At 59.8% G+C, this 19860-nt stretch carries 20 protein-coding genes; 2 read left to right on the top strand and 18 right to left on the bottom strand.

The annotated features are described in order from the left end of the window. Positions 1 to 99: 99 nt before the first annotated feature. The 15 genes from ACM6IQ_RS03205 to ACM6IQ_RS03135 form a co-directional block, all read right to left on the bottom strand. On the bottom strand, positions 100 to 1068 hold the full coding sequence (locus ACM6IQ_RS03205) for a GTP 3',8-cyclase MoaA (RefSeq protein ID WP_017340104.1): 969 nt from the start codon (positions 1066 to 1068) through the stop codon (positions 100 to 102). Positions 1069 to 1206: 138 nt separating this feature from the next. Then, the gene (locus ACM6IQ_RS03200; protein ID WP_008031613.1) at positions 1207 to 1845 is read right to left on the bottom strand and encodes a TetR/AcrR family transcriptional regulator; all 639 of its coding nucleotides are present in this window, start codon (positions 1843 to 1845) and stop codon (positions 1207 to 1209) included. 395 nt (positions 1846 to 2240) lie between these two features. After that, positions 2241 to 3032 (bottom strand): TatD family hydrolase, encoded by a 792-nt coding sequence (locus ACM6IQ_RS03195; RefSeq protein ID WP_414878059.1) that lies wholly within the window; start codon positions 3030 to 3032, stop codon positions 2241 to 2243. A gap of 15 nt (positions 3033 to 3047) precedes the next feature. Then, positions 3048 to 3404 carry a PilZ domain-containing protein gene (locus ACM6IQ_RS03190; RefSeq protein WP_017340106.1) on the bottom strand — a complete coding sequence of 119 codons (357 nt, stop codon included), beginning with the start codon at positions 3402 to 3404 and terminating at the stop codon, positions 3048 to 3050. A gap of 42 nt (positions 3405 to 3446) precedes the next feature. Further along, entirely contained in the window at positions 3447 to 4433 is a 987-nt protein-coding gene (locus ACM6IQ_RS03185) for a DNA polymerase III subunit delta' (RefSeq protein ID WP_414878058.1), read from the bottom strand. Beyond that, on the bottom strand, positions 4426 to 5058 hold the full coding sequence (gene tmk, locus ACM6IQ_RS03180) for a dTMP kinase (protein WP_017340108.1): 633 nt from the start codon (positions 5056 to 5058) through the stop codon (positions 4426 to 4428). Before tmk ends, ACM6IQ_RS03185 begins: the two co-directional genes overlap by 8 nt. A gap of 19 nt (positions 5059 to 5077) precedes the next feature. Next, complete coding sequence (mltG, locus tag ACM6IQ_RS03175) at positions 5078 to 6310, bottom strand: endolytic transglycosylase MltG (protein WP_414878057.1); 1233 nt, start codon at positions 6308 to 6310, stop codon at positions 5078 to 5080. Between the two features lie 3 nt (positions 6311 to 6313). Next, positions 6314 to 7129: an aminodeoxychorismate lyase gene (gene pabC / locus ACM6IQ_RS03170; RefSeq protein ID WP_414878056.1), complete on the bottom strand. Its 816-nt coding sequence runs from the start codon at positions 7127 to 7129 to the stop codon at positions 6314 to 6316. Continuing rightward, complete coding sequence (fabF, locus tag ACM6IQ_RS03165) at positions 7129 to 8373, bottom strand: beta-ketoacyl-ACP synthase II (RefSeq protein ID WP_017340111.1); 1245 nt, start codon at positions 8371 to 8373, stop codon at positions 7129 to 7131. Before fabF ends, pabC begins: the two co-directional genes overlap by 1 nt. 108 nt (positions 8374 to 8481) lie before the next feature. After that, positions 8482 to 8718 carry an acyl carrier protein gene (gene acpP, locus ACM6IQ_RS03160; RefSeq protein WP_003175607.1) on the bottom strand — a complete coding sequence of 79 codons (237 nt, stop codon included), beginning with the start codon at positions 8716 to 8718 and terminating at the stop codon, positions 8482 to 8484. A 191-nt stretch (positions 8719 to 8909) separates the two neighbouring features. Next, positions 8910 to 9653: a 3-oxoacyl-ACP reductase FabG gene (gene fabG / locus ACM6IQ_RS03155; protein ID WP_007942004.1), complete on the bottom strand. Its 744-nt coding sequence runs from the start codon at positions 9651 to 9653 to the stop codon at positions 8910 to 8912. Positions 9654 to 9669: 16 nt separating this feature from the next. Then, positions 9670 to 10608 carry an ACP S-malonyltransferase gene (gene fabD, locus ACM6IQ_RS03150; RefSeq protein ID WP_414878055.1) on the bottom strand — a complete coding sequence of 313 codons (939 nt, stop codon included), beginning with the start codon at positions 10606 to 10608 and terminating at the stop codon, positions 9670 to 9672. Positions 10609 to 10734: 126 nt separating this feature from the next. Further along, positions 10735 to 11745: a phosphate acyltransferase PlsX gene (gene plsX, locus ACM6IQ_RS03145; protein WP_414878054.1), complete on the bottom strand. Its 1011-nt coding sequence runs from the start codon at positions 11743 to 11745 to the stop codon at positions 10735 to 10737. Positions 11746 to 11749: 4 nt separating this feature from the next. Continuing rightward, positions 11750 to 11932 (bottom strand): 50S ribosomal protein L32, encoded by a 183-nt coding sequence (gene rpmF / locus ACM6IQ_RS03140; RefSeq protein WP_003179396.1) that lies wholly within the window; start codon positions 11930 to 11932, stop codon positions 11750 to 11752. A gap of 13 nt (positions 11933 to 11945) precedes the next feature. Then, positions 11946 to 12473, bottom strand: a complete 528-nt coding sequence (locus ACM6IQ_RS03135) for a YceD family protein (RefSeq protein ID WP_017340114.1) — start codon at positions 12471 to 12473, stop codon at positions 11946 to 11948. Between the two features lie 105 nt (positions 12474 to 12578). Here ACM6IQ_RS03135 and ACM6IQ_RS03130 point away from each other — a divergent pair, with 105 nt between their 5' ends. Next, positions 12579 to 13157, top strand: a complete 579-nt coding sequence (locus ACM6IQ_RS03130; RefSeq protein ID WP_017340115.1) for a Maf family protein — start codon at positions 12579 to 12581, stop codon at positions 13155 to 13157. Positions 13158 to 13252: 95 nt separating this feature from the next. On the opposite strand, the gene sppA is transcribed toward ACM6IQ_RS03130, so the two are convergent. The 3 genes from sppA to rluC are packed head-to-tail and all read right to left on the bottom strand — an operon-like array spanning position 13253 to position 15878. Next, positions 13253 to 14242 (bottom strand): signal peptide peptidase SppA, encoded by a 990-nt coding sequence (sppA, locus tag ACM6IQ_RS03125; protein WP_017340116.1) that lies wholly within the window; start codon positions 14240 to 14242, stop codon positions 13253 to 13255. Between the two features lie 24 nt (positions 14243 to 14266). Then, on the bottom strand, positions 14267 to 14929 hold the full coding sequence (locus ACM6IQ_RS03120; protein WP_017340117.1) for an HAD-IA family hydrolase: 663 nt from the start codon (positions 14927 to 14929) through the stop codon (positions 14267 to 14269). Continuing rightward, the gene (gene rluC / locus ACM6IQ_RS03115) at positions 14916 to 15878 is read right to left on the bottom strand and encodes a 23S rRNA pseudouridine(955/2504/2580) synthase RluC (RefSeq protein WP_017340118.1); all 963 of its coding nucleotides are present in this window, start codon (positions 15876 to 15878) and stop codon (positions 14916 to 14918) included. The genes ACM6IQ_RS03120 and rluC overlap by 14 nt, the downstream gene beginning before the upstream one ends. Before the next feature lie 701 nt (positions 15879 to 16579). Between rluC and rne the strand changes: the two genes are divergently transcribed. Continuing rightward, positions 16580 to 19834: a ribonuclease E gene (gene rne, locus ACM6IQ_RS03110; RefSeq protein ID WP_414878053.1), complete on the top strand. Its 3255-nt coding sequence runs from the start codon at positions 16580 to 16582 to the stop codon at positions 19832 to 19834. Positions 19835 to 19860 lie beyond the last annotated feature (26 nt).

The following is a 19860-nucleotide window of genomic DNA, read 5'->3' as shown; positions in this document are numbered from 1 at the left end:
TTGTGGCGAGGGGATTTATCCCCGTTGGGCAACGAAGCGGCCCAAAAAAATGGGACTGCTGCACAGTCCAACGGGATAAATCCCCTCGCCACAGCCCGATCAGCCGCCGATAATTTTCATGATGGTCGCCCCACCCGAGAACGCCACTTCCTGCTTGTCACCCAAGGCTTTCACCAAGAGACGCTGCAACGCCGGCAACGCCTGATGGCGCGGCTTGTCCAGCAGATCACCGACATAGTGACGATTGCTCGACGACAGACAGCCATGCAACCAGCCCGTCGACGACAAACGCAGTCGCGAGCAAGTACGACAGAACGGCACGCTTTCGTTGGCGATCACGCCGAAATAGCCCTGACCTGGAATTTCATAGCGCACCGCCGTCGCGTCGACGGGTGCATCGGCCTGCAGGTACTCATAACGATCACCGATCAGGCTCAGCAACTGCTGAAGGCTGACGAACTGTTGCAGAAAAGCGTTGTTGTCACTGGCCAGGTGCCCCATGCGCATCAGCTCGATGAAGCGCAGCTCGTAACCTCGCTCCAGGCAGTAATCGAGCAGCGGCATCACCTGATCGAGGTTTTGTCCGCGCAACGGCACCATGTTGACCTTGATCTTCATGCCGGCGGCACTGGCCTGATCCATGCCGTCGAGCACAGTCGCCAGATCACCGCCGCGGGCAATGCTGCGGAATGCACCGGCATCCAGGGTATCGAGGGAAACGTTGATGCGCCGGATACCGGCGTCGACCAGCAGGGGCAGTTTTTTCGCCAGCAGTTGACCATTGGTGGTCAGGCTGATGTCTTGCAGGCCCATCTGCCCGACGGCGGTCATGAAGGCTTCGAGTTTGGGGCTGACCAGCGGCTCACCGCCGGTGATGCGCAGTCGCTCGATCCCCGCCGCTTCGATGAGGTAGGCAACGCCGCGTGCCATGGCTTCGGCCGACAGTTCATCCTGCGCAGCGACCAGCCGCTTGCCGTTGGGCACGCAGTAGGTACACGCGTAATTGCAGGCTGAGGTCAGGCTGATTCGCAGATTGCGGAAACGCCTGCCTTGACGGTCAACGATCATGGTCACTCCGGCACAAGGAAATCGGACGGCGTAAAACTTGACTTACAAATCAAGTTTTAGCAAGTCCCATGCCTGAGTATATTCCTGAGGTACTGCGCCATGTTGCGAAATAATGGCGCAATAAAGCAACTGAATGGCTTAGCTGCTTGGCGTGTCGGTGTCGCGCTTGCGCTTGTTGCCCATGCGCACGCCGATGTCCATCAGGAACTGGAAGAAACCTTCCTGATCTTCCAGCACGTTGCTCCAGAACGGCGAGTGGTACAGCGCCACGGCGCCGTGCACCAGCGCCCAGGACGCGCAGTAATGGAAGTAAGGCGGCACGTCTTCGAGCTTGCCTTCGCTGATCCGACCCTTGATCAGCAGGGTCAGGCGTTCAAAATTCGAGGCGCGGATCTTGTGCAGCTCCTCGATCATCTCCGGCACCTGGTTGCCCTTGACCACCTTTTCTTCGAGGCGATCGAACAAGCGGTAGCGTTGCGGATCGCGCATGCGGAATTCGAAGTAGGCCCGGGACAGGGCTTCCTTGTCCTTGTCGACGTCTGCCGAATGCAACAGCTCGTTCAAATCGCGCTCGTAATCGAGCATCAGGCGCAGATAGATCTCCGCTTTCGATTTGAAGTGCTTGTAGATTGTGCCTTTGCCGATACCGACGGCATCAGCAATCATCTCGACGGTGACACTGTCTTCACCTTGGTCGAGGAACAGCTTGAGCGCGGTATCGAGAATTTCTTGCTCACGGCGACGAAATTCACGGACCTTACGAGGTTCTTTATGCATAAGAAAAGGTCTGTCGGGGTCAAAATTCGAAGCCGCGTATTATGCCTAACTTGCGGCAAAATGCACGGATCATCCATCCATATCTGTGTTTCTTGATGAATTCTGGAAGCGCCGCCATTTAATGAGAACGCTTCCGAAGCGCACGTATTCCAAAATTGTTTAAAAACCTCGACCGGTAAACTGGACTCGGCGCAATACTGATCAATACTTCAACTGTCGGCGGGGCATCTCCCCCAAGTGCCGCGTCGATATTGGTACCAACGGACCGCGTACCATTGTTTTACTCCTAATGGTCTTAACCCGGATTCACCCCCCAGAACCCGGGTTTTTTTTGCCTGCAATTCAGGGGGCACCGCCCCCGCAGGAGCTGCCGAAGGCTGCGATTTTTTCCGGCGTTATGCCGATGCCCTGACGTGCGCCAACGGAAACAGCCGTTTAAAGTTCTCGGTGGTCTGCTCGGCAAATCGTTCGTAGGACTCCCCCCGCAACATCGCCAGAAACTCTGCCACTTCCCGCACATACTGCGGCAGGTTCGGCTTGCCGCGATAGGGGATCGGCGCCAGGTACGGCGAATCGGTTTCCACCAGCAAGCGGTCCGCGGGCACCTTGCTGGCCACGTCACGCAGCGCATCGGCATTGCGGAAGGTGACAATGCCGGACAAGGAGATGTAATAACCCATGTCCAGCGCCGCTTTGGCCATGTCCCAATCTTCGGTGAAGCAATGCAGGACGCCGGCCTGGGGCAGCGCGGCTTCACGCAACAGGGTCAAGGTATCGGCCCGGGCGCCACGGGTGTGAATGATCACTGGCTTGCCGGTTTGCTGCGCAGCTTGCAGGTGCAGGCGGAACGATTCCTGCTGCAGCTCTGCCGCCTCAGGCTCGTAGTGATAGTCCAGGCCGGTTTCACCGATCGCCACCACACGCGGGTGGTTGAGCTCCTGCAACAGCCAGTCCAGCGCCGGGGCAGCGCCCGGCTGCACGTCCAGCGGATGCACGCCGACGGAACAGTCGACATCGTCGTAACGTTCGGCCAGGGCCTTTACGTCGGCTGCGTTGTCGACGCTGACGCCGATACACAGAAAGTGCCCTACCCCGCGCTGCCGGGCCGCATCGAGTGCGGCATCCAGAGAGCCGTCGTGGGCGGCGAGGTCGAGGCGATCAAGGTGGCAATGGGAATCTACGAGCATAAAAAGGGCTGCAACTTACATCGTATGGGTGGGACGGTCGGACTTCAGGGCTCCGGCCAGATGGGTTTCGATTCGACTGCGGGCGGTATCGTCGCCGTCGTTGAACTGCACGCCGACGCCGGCGGCGCGGTTGCCTTGAGCGCCTTTGGGCGTGATCCAGGCGACCTTGCCGGCCACCGGAATCTTCTCCGGCTCATCCATCAGGCTCAGCAGCATGAATACCTCATCGCCCAACTTGTAGCTTTTGTTGGTCGGGATAAACAGACCACCGTTCTTGATGAATGACATATAGGCCGCGTATAGCACGGACTTGTCCTTGATGGTCAGGGACAAAATACCGTTGCGCGGTCCCTGGTTGACGGCTTCATTCATACTGACCTCCACTGCAGATGCTCAGAGGATAAGCCCAGTCGATCACTTCTGGGTAGGCAATGACGCCCATTGCACCAGCAGCGCTTCGAGCAACAGCACCCGATTGAGGTTGGCCTTGCTCATGACTTTCTGGCGCTGGGCGAGGATCCAGTCCTGAATGTTCAGCACTTTGTCCTGAGCGGTTTTCTGCGCCAGGTACTGAATCACCTTGCGCATATCGGCCAATCCCAGACCTTCTTCATCCTGGGTCAGCTGATAACGCAGGATCAGGCTCGACCAATCGCAGAACCAGTCGAACAGCAGCAACAGCGGAATTGCGTTCCAGCCTTCGGCCAGTTGCGTCGGCGATTGCTGTTGCTTGAGCAACTTCTTCACACCATCGACCACCAACGCTCGCTGCTCGCGCACGCCCTGGGCCTGCAAGCTGACGGCAGCCAGCGGCGAACCGGCAGCGAGGGTCAGCAACTCGATGCGCTCTTCTTCGGAACAGTCCGGCAGCGCCTTCGCCAGCCACGCCAGGCTCACGGCCTCACTCGGCAGCGGGCAGGCTTGCTGCACGCAGCGGCTCTTGATGGTCGGCAACAGACGGCTGGTCTGATGGCTGACCAGCAACAACACCGTGTCGCCGGACGGCTCTTCAAGGCTTTTGAGCAAGGCGTTGGCCGCGTTGATGTTCATCGACTCGACCGGCTCGATCAGCACCACTTTACGGCCGCCCATCTGCGAGGTCTGCACCACGAAGCTGACCAGATCCCGCACCTGATCGACCTTGATCGCCTTGTCGGCTTCTTCCGGTTCCAGGATGTAGTTGTCGGGATGGCTACCGGCCTTCAGCAACAGGCAGGATTTGCATTCACCGCAGGCGTCCTCGGCTGTCGGACGCTGGCAGAGCAAGCTGGCCATCAGCCGTTCGGCCAACGCGCGCTTACCGATCCCGGCCGGACCATGCAGCAGATAGGCGTGTGCATGTTGCTTGCGACCCGCCAGCTGCTGCCAGAGGCTGTCCTGCCACGGATAGGCTTCAGCCACGGGTCAGCTCCAGCAAGCGTGGGAGCAAGGCATCCAGCGACTGCTGAACCTGCGCCAGCGGTTGAGCGGCATCGACCAACACATAACGCGCCGGATCGGCTTCAGCACGCTTGAGGAATGCGCTGCGCACCGCATCGAAAAACGCCCGGCCTTCCAGCTCGAAGCGATCCAGGCGACCGCGAGCACTGGCGCGTGCCAGACCCACTTCCACCGGAAGATCGAAAATCAGGGTCAGGTCCGGGCGCAGATCGCCCTGGACGAACGTTTCGAGTGTCGCGATGCGCTCCAGCGACAAGCCGCGACCGCCGCCCTGATAGGCGTAGGTCGAATCGGTAAAACGATCACACAACACCACCGCCCCACGGGCCAGCGCCGGGCGGATCACGCCGGCCAGGTGTTGGGCGCGCGCGGCAAACACCAGCAGCAACTCAGTGTCCGGGTCCATGGTTTCATCGACCGGCGCCAACAGCACCTCGCGAATTTTCTCGGCCAGAGGCGTGCCGCCCGGCTCGCGGGTCAACACCACTTCGATACCGGCGGCGCGCAGGCGCTCGGCCAGGTATTCACGGTTGGTGCTCTTGCCGGCGCCTTCGGGACCTTCCAGGGTAATAAACAAGCCAGTCACAGGCAGTCCTTAGTCAGAATCATTGCGGGCTTTGCGGCGCGGTTGCGTCTGGTTCGGGCGCAGGCGCAGCAGCGGGCTGTTTGACAGGTTCTTCAGCCGGTTCGCGGGAGGGCTCTTGAACCGGTTCTTGCGACGTCACTGGCGGCAAAGCCTCTGGGGCTGTGTCGGGCGAAGCCGCCGGGATCGGCGCCTGCTCATCCGTCGCCTCGGGTGCGGTGACCGGTGCCGGGCTGGAGCGATAATCGGCGCGGCGCTTGAGCTGGAACTCGCGCACCGCGTTGTTATGGGCGTCCAGATCATCCGAGAACACATGGCTGCCATCGCCGCGTGCGACAAAATACAGGCTGTTGCCAGCCACCGGATTCAACGCTGCGTGGATCGCCTCGCGGCCGACCATCGCAATCGGCGTCGGCGGCAGGCCGGCGATCACGTAGGTATTGTAAGGGGTCGGTTCCTTGAGGTGCGCGCGGGTCAACTTGCCGTTGTAACGATCGCCCAGGCCGTAGATCACGGTCGGATCAGTCTGCAACAGCATGCCCATTTCCATGCGCCGCACAAACACGCCGGCGATCTGCCCGCGCTCTTGCGGTACGCCGGTTTCCTTTTCCACCAGCGAAGCCATGATCAGCGCTTGATAAGGTTCGGTATACGGCACGTCGGCTGCGCGCTGCCCCCACTCCTTGGCGAGGACCTCATCAAGGCGATCGTAAGCTTTTTTCAGCAGCTCGGCGTCCGTCATGCCCCGCACGAACCGGTAGGTGTCCGGAAAGAATCGCCCTTCCGGAAAGATCCCGGGGTGACCGAGCTTGTCCATCACTTCGCTATCGCTCAAGCCGTTCAACGTCTGCTCGAGCTTTTCATCCTTGGCCAGGGCCAAACGGACCTGATGGAAATTCCAGCCTTCCACCAGCGTCAGGCTGTACTGAACCATCTCGCCACGCTTCCACAGGTCGATCAGGCCTTCAACGGTCATGCCGGGCTGCATGCGGTACTCACCTTTGTGCAACGGCTGCCCGGCCAGATTGAAGCGCCAATACACGCGCAACCAGAAAGCGTCCTTGATGACGCCATCGGCTTCGAGTCGATAGAAAGTGCGAGTGGGTGTCGTACCTTTGGGCACGTCCAGCAGTTCTTCCTGGGTAATGTTCAGCGGCTGTTCCAGCGCCGAATGGATTTTCCAGGCCGCAGCGCCCAGACACAGCCCTGCCAGAACCAGGCCGGTTTCCAGCAACAGCAAGAATTTACGTCTCACGTATCAAGCATCCAGTAGCACACGGGCAATGGTTTGGAGTTTACGGGTGAGCGGCCCAATCGACCAGCTCAGTGCTGCGTAGGCGCGCACCGGCCAAACGCCATACACGCTATTGCAGACAAAGACTTCGTCAGCCCATTGCAGCTGATCGAGGCTGATGTCGGTGATTTGCGTGGGGATCCCCAGCGACTCGGCTTGAAACAATAATTCGGCACGCATCACGCCAGCAACGCCGCAGCGTTTGAGATCAGCGGTGATCAACACGCCATCACGGATCAGGAACAGATTACTGAACACGCCTTCGATCACGCGCCCGGCCTGATCAAGCATCAAGCCTTCGGCATGCTCGGTGTCTTGCCATTCGGAACGGGCGATGACTTGCTCAAGACGGTTCAGGTGTTTGAGCCCGGCGAGCAAGGGTTGTCTGGACAGTCGCGTGGTACAGGGGAAGAGGCGAACGCCGTGCTCTCCATGAACCGCAGGATAAGCAGCAGGACGATTGCCTTGCAGAATGCGTCGGGCCTGGGCGGCAGGATCAGGGGCGTAACCGCGCAAGCTGTCGCCGCGAGTAAGGATGAGTTTAAGCACGCCTTCACCCAAAGCTGCGGCGTAGGCCAGCAGTTCACTGCGGATCAGCGCATGGTCGGCCGTGATCGCCAGACGCAAACAGCCATCGGCCAGACGCGCCAGATGCCGGTCCAGCAACAGCGGCTGCCCGCCGCGCACGGCGATGGTCTCGAACAGACCATCACCGTAGGCCAGGCCGCGATCCTTCAGCGACAGAGCGTCAGCCGGCTGACCGTCGACCCAGCTGTCCATCAGTCAGCGAACCGGCGGAACACCAGCGAGCCGTTGGTACCGCCAAAACCGAAGGAGTTGGACAACACCACGTCGATATCCATGTTGCGCGCAGTGTGCGGCACGAAATCGAGGTCGCAGCCTTCGTCCGGCTCATCGAGGTTGATGGTCGGCGGCGCCACCTGGCTGTTGATCGCCAGCACACTGAAGATGGCTTCGACCGCGCCTGCCGCACCCAGCAGGTGACCGGTCATGGACTTGGTCGAACTGACGGCCAGCTTGTAGGCGTGATCGCCGAACACCGACCTGATCGCACAGGCTTCGGCGAGGTCGCCGGCAGAAGTCGATGTGCCGTGGGCGTTGATGTACTGAACCTGATCGACATTGACCTTCGCGTCGCGCAGGGCATTGGTGATGCAACGTGCAGCACCCGCACCGTCCGCCGGCGGCGAAGTCATGTGGTAAGCATCGCCACTGGTGCCGAAGCCGATCAGTTCGGCATAGATGGTCGCGCCGCGAGCCTTGGCGTGTTCCAGCTCTTCCAGCACCAGCGCACCGGCACCGTCGGACAGGACGAAGCCATCACGACCCTTGTCCCACGGACGGCTGGCGCGGGTCGGCTCGTCGTTGCGGGTCGACAGCGCACGGGAGGCGCCAAAGCCACCCATGCCCAGGCCGCAAGCGGCCATCTCGGCGCCGCCGGCGATCATCACGTCGGCTTCGTCGTACATGATGTTGCGTGCCGCCATGCCAATGCAGTGCGTACCGGTGGTACACGCGGTGGCGATAGCGTAGTTAGGTCCCTGTGCACCCAGGTGGATCGACAGGAAACCGGAAATCATATTGATGATCGAGCCAGGCACGAAAAACGGAGAGATCCGTCGTGGACCGGAATCATGCAGGGTGCGGCTGGTTTCTTCGATATTGGTCAGACCGCCAATACCCGAACCCATGGCCACGCCGATGCGTTCACGGTTGGCGTCGGTGACTTCAAGCCCTGCATTACGCACAGCCTGGAAACCGGCGGCCAGACCGTACTGAATGAACAGGTCGAGCTTGCGAGCTTCCTTGACCGACAGGTATTCCTCGACATTGAAGCCCTTTACCGAGCCGCCAAAACGGGTGGAATAGGCAGAAAGGTCGGTGTGTTCGATCAGACCAATGCCACTGCGGCCAGCCAGAATGCCCTGCCAACTGCTCGGCACATCCGTGCCCAGTGGCGACAACATACCCATACCGGTGACTACGACGCGTCTACGCGACACAGCACTCTCCTTTTTCAAATGACGACTTTGCATCAGGCCTAAAGAAAAAACCGCACGCCATGATGGCAGTGCGGTTTTTCCATGACAGCAAGCAACGATTACAAACTATTACGCCTGGTGGCTAGTAACGTAGTCGATTGCAGCTTGTACAGTAGTGATCTTCTCAGCTTCTTCGTCAGGGATTTCGGTCTCGAATTCCTCTTCCAGAGCCATCACCAGCTCAACGGTGTCAAGGGAGTCGGCACCCAGGTCTTCAACGAAGGAAGCAGTGTTGACCACTTCTTCTTCTTTAACGCCCAGTTGCTCGGCAACGATTTTCTTGACGCGCTCTTCGATGGTGCTCATACCTTGTTTTCACTCCTAATGGACAAATTCAGGCAGCTGGCCAGTGGGTAAGTGTATAGAAAGACTTTTCAGTTTTTCAACTGAAAGCTTCACTCCTCAAACCCTGCGGCCCTCTGCCTATAAATAGATTGCAGCTTTATAACGGATTTTAGACAGCTCGTATGACATTTTTTTGAAGCAATCCGTCACATTTAACTCATGTACATCCCGCCGTTCACCGGGATTGTAGCCCCAGTAACGTAAGCCGCACCGTCGGACGCAAGAAAAGCGACCACAGACGCGATCTCTTGAGCTTGCCCCAGACGGCCCAGCGGAATTTGCGTCTGCAAGGCTTCACGCTGTGCCTCGGGCAGTTCGCGAGTCATATCGGTGTCGATGAACCCAGGGGCCACCGAGTTTACCGTAATCGAACGCGAACCGACTTCACGCGCCAGTGCGCGGCTGAAACCTTCCAGACCGGCCTTGGCGGCAGCGTAGTTTACTTGGCCTGCGTTGCCCATGGCACCCACTACGGAGCCAATACTGATAATTCGTCCCCAACGGGCTTTCGTCATGCCGCGCAAAACGCCCTTGGACAGGCGGAACAGACTGTTCAAGTTGGTATCGACGACGTCATGCCATTCGTCATCTTTCATGCGCATCATCAGGTTATCGCGGGTGATACCGGCATTGTTGACCAGGATCGCCGGCGCACCGAACTGCTCCTGGATGCTCGCCAGCACCGCCGCGACGGATTCGTCGCTGGTGACATTGAGTTCCAGGCCAGTGCCTTGAATACCGTTTTCCTTCAGGGTAGCGGCGATGCGTTCGGCACCCGAAGCAGATGTCGCGGTGCCCACAACGATGGCACCCTGACGACCCAGTTCCAGGGCGATGGCCTGGCCGATACCGCGGCTCGCACCGGTGACCAGTGCAACTTTACCTTGCAGACTCATGCAAGCTTCTCCTGATTCAGGCCAGCGCTGCGCGGGCGGCAGCAAAGGCGTCTGGGGTATTGAGGTTGGATGTCGACACGCCTTCGGCGCAGCGTTTGTTCAAGCCTGCCAGCACTTTGCCAGGACCGCATTCGACCAACTGGGTCGCGCCCTTGGCAGCCAGCGCCTGGACCGATTCGACCCAGCGCACAGGCTTGTAGAGCTGTTCAAGCAGATCGCGCTTGAGGGTTTCCAGATCCGCCGGTACGTCGGCGCTGACGTTTTGCACCACTGGAATCTGCGGCGCCTGCCAATTGATCGCAGCGATCGACTCGGCGAAGCGCTCGGCAGCCGGACGCATCAGCTCGCAGTGGGACGGCACGCTGACCGGCAATGGCATGGCGCGCTTGGCACCACGTGCCTTGCAGCCTTCGATGGCGCGCTCGACCGCAGCCTTGGCACCCGCGATAACCACCTGGCCCGGCGAGTTGAAATTGACCGCGCTGACCACTTCGCCTTGCGCCGCTTCGGCACAGGCCGCCAGTACGTCGGCATCGTCCAGACCGAGGATGGCAGCCATGCCGCCCTGCCCCGCTGGAACGGCTTCCTGCATCAACTGACCACGACGCTCTACCAGTTTGACGGCGTCGCCCAGGCTCAGACTGCCCGCCGCCACCAGAGCGCTGTATTCGCCCAGGCTGTGACCGGCAACATAAGCCGGACGCGCGCCGCCTTCAGCCAGCCACAGACGCCACAGGGCGATCGAGGCGGTCAGAATGGCCGGCTGGGTTTTATCGGTTTGATTGAGTTGCTCTTCCGGCCCCTGCTGGGTCAGTGCCCACAGGTCGTAACCGAGAGCGTCGGATGCTTCTTTGAATGTTTCAAGGACTACAGGATGTTGCGCGCCCAACTCGGCCAGCATGCCGAGGGACTGCGAACCCTGTCCTGGAAAGACGAATGCGAGGGAAGCAGACATGTAACAAGCCCCTAATGATCTTGTCGTCGGAGAATTGACGTCCCGCTTGGAGGACGCAAGAAACTGACAGTTTGGATGGCCAATTGAACTGAGCGGTCACATTTAAGCATTGTCCGACGAAAATGCCTAAAGCAACAAATCCTCCAGACGACCGTGAATCCGTTCCGGCAGGTTTTCCTGAATCTCGATCAAGGCTCGCGAGATGGCGCTCTGGAAACCCTGAACCCCTGCAGAACCGTGACTTTTCACCACAATCCCCTGCAAACCCAGAAAACTTGCACCGTTATGCCGCGCGGGCGCCAGGTCCGCTTGCAGTCGTTTCATCAGTGGCAGCGCCATTGCACCGATTACTTTTGAGGCCAGGTTTTTTTTGAACAGGGCTTCGATCCGAGCCGAGATCATGGTCGCCAACCCTTCGCTGGACTTGAGCAGGATATTGCCGACGAAGCCGTCGCACACCACCACATCCGCTTCGCCCCGGTACAAGCCGTCACCTTCGACAAAACCGATGTAGTTGATGCCGCGAGCACTTTGCAACAAAGTTGCCGCCAGCTTGACCTGCTGATTACCCTTGATGTCTTCGGTGCCGATGTTCAGCAACGCAACACGCGGGCGAACGATACCGAGGGTTTCTGCAGCGACCGACCCCATGACCGCAAACTGCAACAGATGCTCGGCACTGCAATCGACGTTGGCCCCCAGATCGAGCAACTGGCAATAACCCTTCTGCGTCGGAATCGCCGCGACCATGGCCGGCCGATCAATGCCCGGCAGGGTCTTTAGCACAAACCGCGACAAAGCCATCAGCGCGCCGGTATTGCCGGCGCTGACGCAGGCCTGGACCTTGCCGTCACGCAACAACTCGAGCGCCACGCGCATTGACGAATCGGGCTTGCCGCGCAAGGCCTGGGCAGGCTTTTCATCCATGGTGATGACTTCGGACGCCGGGACAATCGACAGGCGCGAGCGATCCACAGCCGATTGGCCAGCGATCAATTCTTCAAGAAGGGAGGGTTGACCGACAAGGGTCAGGTGCAGCGAGGGCGTAGCATTCAGACAAGCGAGGCTGGCCTGAACAATGCTGCGGGGACCGAAGTCCCCGCCCATTGCGTCAATCGCGATGACTTGAGCGGACAAGTGATTACTCGTCAGCGCCCTTGTCGATCACTTTACGGCCACGGTATACGCCTTCTGGCGATACGTGGTGACGCAGGTGAACTTCACCGGTGGTTTTTTCTACAGACAGGGTGCTAGCCTCGAGAGCGTCGTGCGAACGACGCATGTCACGGGCAGAGCGGGATTTTTTGTTCTGCTGAACAGCCATAATTGATTAACTCCTAAACGTTTGGGTCACGCTTTAACTGCGCCAATACACTGAACGGGTTGGACCGCGTTACCTCGTCCTCGCTCGGTTCGGCCTCTTCGAGACCCCCCGGCTGCTGGCATTCTTCCGGATGATGAGCAGGCACAATGGGCAAGGCGAGCAGAAGCTCCTCCTCGATCAGTGACTGCAGATCCAATGGATCTTCGCCCAGTTCCAGCACGTCATAACCTTTCGGCAACGACTGGGTATTCGCACCCTCCTTCACCACAGCATAACTGCATTCGCTGTGGATCGGCAGGGTGACCAGCTCAAGACAACGCTGGCAAACCATTTTGACTTCGGTGTCGATAAAACTGTGGATTACCACAGACTTACGTTCATCTCGTTCAAAAACGAATTTAGCCTGCACCGTACCGACAGTATCGGAAAGCGGGTCGCAGAGTCTCTCCAAATCGGCCAGCAGCAGTTCACCTTGAAGGGTGGTGCCACGGTCAGCCAATTTGCGCGGGTCAACGTGAGGTGGAATCGGGTCATTCAACATAGGCGCAGCATTATAGGGATGCACCCGGCCATGTCAAAGGAAATTCAGCCCTGTCCGTCACCTGGAAGCCTCGCTAGAATTCGCGCCTGTCTTCTGGAGATGCGCATGCTGCCTTTATTACTCGCTTCAAGCTCGGTGTATCGCCGGGAATTGCTGGCCCGCTTGCAGCTGCCATTCACTTGCAGCTCGCCGGATATCGATGAAAGCCATCGTCCGGGAGAGCCCGCCATCGAGCTGGTAAAACGCCTCGCCAAAGAAAAAGCCCAGGCCCTGGCCGGCGACCATTGCGCTCATCTGATCATCGGTTCCGATCAGGTTGCGGTGCTCGGCGACAGAATCATCGGCAAGCCCCACACCTTCGAAAAGGCCCGTGAACAGTTGCAGGCTTCGAGCGGCGCCAGCGTGACCTTCCTGACTGGCCTCGCCCTGCTCAATAGCCAGACCGGACACTGCCAGGTCGACTGCGTGCCATTCACCGTACACATGCGCACACTCGACACCGCGCGCATCGAACGCTACCTGCACGCCGAACAGCCCTACGATTGCGCTGGCAGCTTCAAGGCCGAAGGTTTAGGGGTGAGCCTGTTTCAAAGCACCGAAGGTCCTGACGCCACCAGCCTGATCGGGCTGCCGCTGATTCGCCTGATCGATATGCTATTGGCCGAAGGCGTGCAAATTCCCTGAAAAGCAAAAGATCGCAGCCTTCGGCAGCTCCTGCAGGTGGACGTTAATCCATGCAGGAGCTGCCGAAGGCTGCGATCTTTTACGCGAGCGGGCAGTCAGCGCAGCGACGGACCGTGAAAACCCATCCACATCGCCAACTGCTCAGCCACACTGGCGCCAAGTTTCTTCGAGAAGCGATCGAACGGCGACTCCTGAACGGTGAAGTCAACGAGCTCCTTCTCGCCAATCACGTCACGCGCCACCGAACTGGCATTGCCCAGACCATCGATCAATCCCAGAGGCAACGCCTGCTCACCAGACCAGACCAACCCGGAGAACAGCTCCGGATGCTCCTTGTCCTTGAGGCGATCGCCTCGACCCTTCTTGACGCTGCTGATGAACTGCTGGTGCGTCGTATCCAGCACGCCCTGCCAGAACCGGGTCTCTTCGGGCTTTTGCGGCTGGAACGGATCGAGGAACGACTTGTGCTCGCCCGACGTGTAGGTCCGACGCTCGACACCCAGCTTCTCCATGGTGCCGACAAACCCGTAACCCGCCGCCGTCACACCAATGGAGCCCACCAGACTCGCCTTGTCGGCGTAGATCTGATCCGCCGCACTGGCGATGTAATAAGCACCGGAAGCGCCCAGATCCGAGATCACCGCGTAAACCTTGGTGTCCGGGTGCAAGCCACGCAACCGGCGGATCTCGTCATAAACGTAACCCGACTGCACCGGACTGCCGCCCGGACTGTTGATGCGCAGAATGACACCCTTGACCTTTTCATCCTCGAAGGCGGCACGCAGGCTGCCGACGATGTTGTCAGCGCTGGCGGGCTCCTTGTCGGCGATAATGCCCGTCACGTCGATCAGCGCAGTGTAATTGGCGCTGCGCGTGGCAGCTTTTTCCATGTCCATCAGCGGCGTGAACAGAATCAGCGCGCCAAACAGATACACAAAGGTCAGCAGCTTGAAGAAAATCCCCCAACGCCGCGACCGGCGCTGCTCCTGCACGCTGGCCAGCAGGGTCTTCTCCAGCAGCTTCCAGCTCTTCTCGTCACCGCTCTCTGCGCTCGCCTTGGCGGGCGCTTTCCATTCGTCGGTCATGACATCTACCCCAGCAAAAATCTATTAGGCCCGCTGACTCAGCCAGGCATGCAATTCTGAAAAACGATCGATGGCCAGTGCCGGTTCAAACAGTTTCAGCGCATCGATTGATTGCGCGCCGTAGCTGACCGCCACCGAATCCATGCCGGCATTGCGCGCCATCTGCAGGTCGAAGGACGAATCGCCGACCATCAACGCTTGCTCCGGGCGAACCTCGCAATGGGCGAGGATCTGCTCAAGCATCAGCGGATGGGGCTTGCTGGCGGTTTCGTCGGCCGCACGAGTGATGTCGAAATAATCTTCCCAACCGTGCGCCTGCAGCACGCGATCCAGCCCGCGACGCGCCTTGCCGGTCGCAACCGCCAAGTGATAACCCTCCGCGCGAAACGCCTCCATCGACTCGACGACCCCTTCAAACAACGGCGAAGGCACGGCTTCCGAAGCGATGTAGTGATCGGCATAGTGCTGACGGAAAGCCACCAGTTCGTTGTCACCGATTTCCGGATACAACGTACGAATAGCCTCCGGAAGGCCCAGGCCGATGATGCCTTTGACAGCAAAATCATCGCGCAACTGGAAGCCGGAACGCTCGGACGCGACGTGCATCGCCTCGACAATCCGACCAATGGAGTCGGCGAGCGTGCCGTCCCAATCGAAAATCAGCAGCTTGTAATCAGAGGGGTGCACTCAGGCGCTCCACGGTTTTGGCCCACATCTCGTCGACAGGCGCCTGCAACTTCAGCTCGCCACCGTCCGGCAGAGGCACGGTCAGCATGTAGGCGTGCAGAAACAGGCGCTTACCGCCCAGGTCGCGGATTTCCTTGCTGAAATCGTCGTCGCCGTACTTGGTGTCGCCGGCAATGCAGTGCCCGGCGTGCAAGGTGTGAACACGGATCTGGTGAGTCCGGCCGGTGATCGGCTTGGCTTCGATCAGGGTGGCAAAGTCGCCGAATCGACGCAGGACCTTGAACACGGTCACAGACTCCTTGCCCTCCTCCTCGTCGACCTCGACCATGCGCTCGCCGGAGCGCAGATTGCTCTTGCCGAGTGATGCACGAACCTGCTTGATCGAGGCCGCCCAGTTACCACGGACCAGCGCCATGTAGCGCTTATCGACGCCATCGCCGCGCAATGCCGTGTGCAAGTGACGCAGCATGCTGCGCTTCTTGGCGATCATCAGCAGGCCGGAGGTGTCACGGTCGAGACGGTGAACCAGCTCGAGCTCCTTGCAATCGGGACGCAACTGACGAAAGGCTTCGATCACACCGTAAGTCAGGCCGCTTCCGCCGTGAACCGCAATGCCGCAAGGCTTGTTGATCACGATCAGCCCCTTGTCCTCAAAGACAATCGAGGCTTCGAGGCGTTGCAGCAGACCCTGGGCCAGGGGCACCGGTTCGTCGCGCTCCGGCACGCGAACCGGCGGCACGCGCACGATATCGCCCGCCTGCAGCTTGTATTCGGGCTTGATCCGACCTTTGTTCACTCGCACTTCGCCCTTGCGCAAAATGCGGTAAATCAAGGTCTTGGGCACGCCTTTGAGCCGAGCGAGAAGGAAGTTATCAATACGTTGGCCGGCATATTCCGGCGAGACCTCCAGCAGTTGTACGGCTGGGGTCGAAGGGGCAGTAGTCGTCATGCCGCGGATGATATCAATTTTTTATGGAATTGAAGCACTTAATCATTACTGCTATAGTCGCGAACGCCGCCAAAAGCGGCCTGGACAGCGGACCAACGGTCAAAAACCGGCCCTGACCAATGCAATTCACCAGGACGCGAGGCCGTCCTACGGGGCTTTCGCTACGTAACGGTGGAGTTTGCAGGTGTAACGAGCGCAGGTGACATAAGGCCTGAATCACGCCGCAAAGCAGAGTTTTCACTCGCTACGCGAGCCAATATTCACGGCCAGTTCACAAAGTGCAGTCAGCTGCGAATGACCCCGAGCGAACGCTTCGGAAACACCGCCTAAATTAGCCATGATGCGTGACCTCCCCTTTCGGAGCTCACGGTAAATGCCAACCCGCTGCGGATTCTGCGCGCGGCAGCACCCGAATTATCAGGGATACGTGTAGGGTGGAGATGCACAACCGCTGGACTGTGTAGCAATAGGCTTTATCAAGACGCTTCATCTCGTCCACAGCCACTGGTTGATTCCTCCTCCTGACTGAGTGCTTAAGTAGCCACAGCAAGCAGGACGCGTACGTCGCGATGAAGGCCCACATTGGCCGGACTTCGCTGGACACGGGAATGGCCAACCACTCCCGACGCACCTGACACCGACCGTGAGAAGTCGTGTGTGCCGAACGCCGTTTCCGGCAGCCCGGAAACCGACGGTACTACATGAAAAGAATGCTGATTAACGCAACTCAACCCGAAGAGTTGCGTGTTGCACTGGTAGATGGCCAACGCCTCTACGACCTGGACATCGAATCCGGTGCACGCGAGCAGAAGAAGGCCAACATCTATAAAGGCCGGATTACTCGCATCGAACCAAGCCTTGAGGCTGCCTTTGTCGATTTCGGCTCCGAGCGCCACGGCTTCCTGCCCCTCAAAGAAATCTCCCGCGAATACTTCAAGAAAGCCCCTGAAGGCCGCGTCAACATCAAGGACGTCCTGAGCGAAGGCCAGGAAGTCATCGTTCAGGTCGAAAAAGAAGAACGTGGCAACAAGGGCGCCGCCCTGACCACCTTCATCAGCCTGGCCGGTCGTTACCTGGTGCTGATGCCGAACAACCCGCGTGCCGGCGGTATCTCCCGTCGCATCGAAGGCGAAGAGCGCAACGAACTGCGTGAAGCCCTGAACGGTCTGGTTGCCCCGGCCGACATGGGCCTGATCGTGCGTACTGCCGGCCTGGGCCGCAGCAGCGAAGAAATGCAGTGGGACCTCGATTACCTGCTGCAACTCTGGACCGCCATCAAAGAAGCCTCGCTGGATCGTTCCGCGCCATTCCTGATCTACCAGGAAAGCAACGTGATCATCCGCGCCATCCGCGATTACCTGCGCCAGGACATCGGCGAAGTACTGATCGACAGCGTTGAAGCCCAGGACGAAGCCCTGACCTTCATCCGCCAGGTGATGCCGCAGTACGCCAGCAAGATCAAGCTGTACGAAGACAGCGTTCCGCTGTTCAACCGTTTCCAGATCGAAAGCCAGATCGAGACCGCTTTCCAGCGCGTCGTTGAACTGCCTTCCGGCGGTTCCATCGTTATCGATCCGACCGAAGCCCTGGTGTCCATCGACATCAACTCGGCGCGCGCCACCAAAGGCAGCGACATCGAAGAAACCGCCCTGCAGACCAACCTTGAAGCCGCCGAAGAAATCGCCCGTCAGTTGCGCTTGCGTGACATCGGCGGCCTGATCGTCATCGACTTCATCGACATGACCCCTGCCAAGAACCAGCGCGCCGTGGAAGAGAAAGTCCGCGAATGCCTGGAAGCCGACCGTGCTCGCGTGCAAGTCGGTCGCATCTCGCGCTTCGGCCTGCTGGAAATGTCCCGTCAGCGCCTGCGTCCATCGCTCGGCGAAAGCAGCGGCATCGTCTGCCCGCGTTGCAATGGCACCGGCATCATCCGTGATGTTGAATCGCTGTCGCTGGCGATCCTGCGCCTGATCGAAGAAGAAGCACTGAAAGACCGCACCGCCGAAGTCCGCGCCCAAGTGCCGATTCCGGTTGCAGCCTTCCTGCTCAACGAAAAACGCAACTCGATCACCAAGATCGAACTGCGCACCCGCGCCCGCATCGTCATTCTGCCGAACGATCACCTCGAGACGCCGCACTTCGAAGTTCAGCGCCTGCGTGATGACAGCCCGGAAGCCGCGGTCGGCCAGTCCAGCTACGAAATCGCTGCTGCCGCAGCCGAAGTCGAAGAAGTCCAGCCAGCCGCTGCGACCCGCACGCTGGTTCGCCAGGAAGCCGCGGTCAAGACTGCTCCGGCCCGCGCCAACGCTCCGGTTCCGACCGAAGTCGTCGCCGCTCCGGTGGCTGCGCCGGCCGTCGCGCCAGAACCAAGCCTGTTCAAGGGCCTGGTGAAGTCGCTGGTCAGCCTGTTCGCTACCAAAGAAGAGCCTGCCGCTCCGGTTGTGGTTGAAAAACCGGCGACCACCGAGCGTCCGGCCCGCAACGAAGAGCGTCGCAACGGTCGCCAGCAGAGCCGCAACCGTAACGGTCGCCGCGATGAAGAGCGCAAGCCTCGCGAGGAACGTGCACCGCGTGAAGAACGCGCACCACGTGAGCCGCGTGAAGCCCGCGAAGAAACCCCGGCAGTCGCTCGCGAAGAACGCGCTCCACGTGAAGAACGCGCACCGCGCGCCCCTCGTGAAGAACGTGCACCGCGCGCACCTCGCGAAGATCGCAAGCCACGTGGCGAGCGTGAAGAGCGGGTTCGTGAACTGCGTGAACCTCTGGATGCCACGGCTCCGGCCGCTGCGGCTACCGCTGAAGAGCGTCCAGCCCGTCAGCCACGCGAAGAACGCGCCCCACGTCCACCGCGTGAAGAGCGTCAACCACGTGCAGAGCAAGCCGCTGCCGCTGTTGCCGAAGAAGAACTGACCGGCAACGAAGAGCAACTGCAGGAAGACGGTCAGGAAGGCGCCGAAGGCGATCGTCCACGCCGCCGCTCCCGTGGCCAGCGTCGTCGCAGCAACCGTCGCGAGCGTCAACGCGATGCCAACGGCAATGTGATCGAAGGTTCGGAAGAATCGGAATCCGCTGAAGGTAGCGAAGCGGGCGAAAGCCGCGAAGCGCCAAGCGCTGCCGATCTGGCCGCCGGCCTGGCTGTAACCGCAGCCGTTGCCAGCAGCGTGATCAGCGCTCCGGCCGAAGCACAAGCCAACGAGCAAGCCGAACGCGCCACTGCTGCCACACTGGAAACTGCTCCAGAAGCGCCAGTCGTTGAAGCAACGACACCTGTAGAAGCAACTTCCGCTCCGGAAATCGAAGTGGCACCCGCTCAAGAAGCACAGCCTCAGGTTGAAGCTGCCGCGGAACCGGCCTTCGTTGCTGAAGCGCCTGCCGTGGTTGCAGAACCGGTTGCAGAACCGGTTGCAGAACCGGTTGCTGAAACCGTTGCTGAAACCGTGACCGAAACGGTTCGTGAAGTTCGCGAAGAGCAAACTGCGTTCAACTGGGTTGCCGAGCCAGCTGTTGCCGAAACGCCAGCTCCAGCGCCAGTCGCTGAGAGCGAAACGACTGAAGCCACGGTTTCCGAGCCAGTAGTGGCTGCTGCCGAACCCGCTCCAGTGGTTGAAGCGCCGGTTGTCGCTGAAGTGGCTGCTCCCGCCGCTGAAGCTGCTCCTGTCAGCGCCCTGACGCCAAGTGGCCGCGCGCCAAACGACCCGCGTGAAGTGCGTCGTCGCAAGCGTGAAGAAGAGCGCCTGCAGAAGGAAGCCGAACAGGCTGCCGCTGCTGCTCCGGTCGCTGTCGAAGTGGCACCTGTTGTGGCTGAAGTCGCCGAGGCTGCTCCTGCCCCGGCTGCTGAAGTCACTGCCGAGCCCGTTGAGTCCGTGATCGCCGAAGCACCGCGCTCCGTTCAGGAAGCGGTAGAGCAACACGAGCAAGCCCTGGAAAAAGAACACGAGCCTAAACCCCTCGTCTGATTCCATCGGCCACTAAAAAGCCCCGC

Origin of the sequence: Pseudomonas sp. IT-P100 (assembly GCF_949767185.1) — a bacterium.
GTDB classification, from domain to species: Bacteria; Pseudomonadota; Gammaproteobacteria; order Pseudomonadales; family Pseudomonadaceae; genus Aquipseudomonas; species Aquipseudomonas fluorescens_B.
This window is presented reverse-complemented; position numbering and strand designations above follow the sequence as displayed.